Origin of the sequence: Rhodoferax sp. (genome assembly GCF_039922535.1) — a bacterium.
Classification (GTDB): Bacteria; Pseudomonadota; Gammaproteobacteria; order Burkholderiales; family Burkholderiaceae_C; genus Rhodoferax_B.
Window position 1 is genome coordinate 1 of record NZ_JBDTEM010000487.1, and the last position, 2,351, is coordinate 2,351.

Genomic DNA, 2,351 nt, shown 5'->3' on the forward strand with positions numbered 1-2,351 from the left:
TGATGCCGGTGGTGTGGAAGCGCCGCCATGGCGCAGGCCGGGTCTTCTACAGCGCCTTGGGCCATGTGGCCCAAGAGTTTGCCGTGCCGCAGATGCGCACCATGTTAACCCGGGGTATGCAGTGGGCCGCACGTTAGTTAGACTGTCGAACTTACTTCCTATTTCCCCCAAGCCTCCCCCAAACTCCCCCAAACCATAAGAACTTTGCCATGCAAGACCATCTGCCCCTAGATTTTCGTTCTGGACTGTTTGTGGGGCGCCTGCAGCTACCCGCAGGCCCCACCCCGGTGGTGCTGCAGGCGGGCCGGGTGATCGACGTGTCGGCCATTGCGGCCACGGTGTCGCAGCTGCTGGCCGCCTGGCCTTGCGACATTTCTGCCGGGGTGGACCTGGGGGACATTGCCGACTTGCCGCTGCAAACCGCGTGGCAGGAAGGCAGCACCGCCATCCGTTTGCTCGCACCCTTGGACCTGCAGGTGGTGAAGGCCAGCGGGGTGACGTTTGCGGTGTCGGCCGTGGAGCGGGTGATCGAGGAGCGTGCCCGGGGCGATGCCCAGGCTGCGCAGGCCCTGCGGACCTCGCTGAGTGCGCGCATCGGCGGCGACATCCGCGCCGTGCAGCCCGGCTCGGCCACCGCCGCGCACCTGAAACAAGTGCTGATTGCCGATGGCCTGTGGTCGCAGTACCTGGAGGTGGCGATTGGGCCGGATGCCGAGATTTTTACCAAGGCACCGGTGCTGTCGTCGGTGGGCTGGGGCGACTACGTGGGCGTGCGATCGGACAGCGCCTGGAACAACCCCGAACCCGAAATTGTGCTGGTCGCCGATGCCACGGGCCGGGTGCTCGGTGCCACCTTGGGCAACGACGTGAACCTGCGCGATATCGAGGGCCGCAGCGCTCTGCTGCTGGGCAAGGCCAAGGACAACAACGCCTCGTGCGCGCTGGGCCCCTTCATCCGCCTGTTTGACAGCGGCTTTGGCATAGCCGACGTGCGCCGTGCCGAAGTGCAACTGGAGATTACCGGGGACGATGGCTTCCGCCTGACCGGTGGCAGCTCGATGTCGCTCATCAGCCGCGACCCGCTGGACCTGGTGGGCCAGGCCATGGGCCAAAGCCACCAGTACCCCGACGGTTTTGCGCTGTTTTTGGGCACCATGTTCGCCCCCATCCAGGACCGGGGCGCGGCAGGCCAGGGCTTTACCCACCAGGTGGGCGACGTAGTGAAAGTGTCCAGCGAACGTCTCGGAACGCTGGTCAACCGGGTCCGCACCTGCGAAGATGCACCGCCCTGGACCAACGGCATCACCGCCCTGATGCTGAACCTGGCCCGCCGCAATCTCCTACGTTGATACCACCCACTATGACGACACCTTCCTACACGGTTTACCCCAGCCTGGGCGGCCAACGCGTGGCCATTACCGGCGGTGCCAGCGGCATTGGCGCAGAGCTGGTCACGGCCTTTGTGCGCCAGGGCTGCGAGGTGCATTTTCTGGACCGCATGGCCCCGGCCAACCCGCCCGCGCAAGCGCAATTTCACCTTTGCGACCTGCAAGACACCGAGGCCATCGCCCGCACTTTTGCGGCCATCGGCCCGCTGGACGTGCTGGTCAACAACGCGGGCAATGACGACCGCCACACGCTGGCCGAAGTAACCCCCGCCTACTTTGACGACCGCATCGGCGTCAACCTGCGCCACATGCTGTTTTGCGCCCAGGCGGTGGTCGGCGGCATGCAGGCGCGGGGCGGCGGCTCGATCATCAACTTTGGCTCGATCGCTTGGCACCTTGGATTAGAGAATTTAGTGCTCTACGAAACCGCCAAGGCGGGCATTGAAGGCATGACCCGGGCCCTGGCCCGCGAGCTCGGCAGCCAGCGCATCCGCGTCAACTGCATCCTGCCCGGCAACGTGGAAACCCCGCGCCAGGCCAAGTGGTACACGCCCGAAGGCGAGGCCGCCATCATTGCCGCCCAGTGCCTGAAAGCCCGCATCCAGCCCAGCGACGTGGCCGCCATGGCCTTGTTTTTGGCCTCTGCCGATGCCCGCATGTGCACCGGCCACAACTACTGGGTCGATGCCGGCTGGCGCTGAACCCGAACCCCACATAAAAAACCACGATGACCACCCCATCCACGCCCCCCCGCCGCTTCCGCTCCCAAGACTGGTTTGACGCGCCCGGCCACATCGACCTGGCCGCGCTCTACCTGGAGCGCTTCATGAACTACGGCATCACCCCGGCCGAACTGCGCTCGGGCCGCCCCATCATCGGCATCGCCCAGACCGGCTCCGACCTGAGCCCCTGCAACCGGGTCCACGTGCAGCTGGCCAGCCGCATCCGCGACGGCATCCGCGA

At 65.9% G+C, this 2,351-nt stretch carries 2 protein-coding genes and 1 pseudogene; all 3 read left to right on the forward strand.

Features of this window, described 5'->3' with window-relative positions:
- Window positions 1-209 precede the first annotated feature (209 nt).
- Window positions 210-1,349, forward strand: coding sequence for a fumarylacetoacetate hydrolase family protein (locus ABI213_RS22775; protein WP_348028796.1), 1,140 nt, complete (start codon window positions 210-212; stop codon window positions 1,347-1,349).
- 11 nt (window positions 1,350-1,360) lie between these two features.
- The gene (locus ABI213_RS22780) at window positions 1,361-2,089 is read left to right on the forward strand and encodes an SDR family oxidoreductase (RefSeq protein ID WP_348028798.1); all 729 of its coding nucleotides are present in this window, start codon (window positions 1,361-1,363) and stop codon (window positions 2,087-2,089) included.
- Between the two features lie 26 nt (window positions 2,090-2,115).
- Window positions 2,116-2,351 (forward strand): annotated as a pseudogene (locus ABI213_RS22785) (dihydroxy-acid dehydratase); the annotation flags it as partial.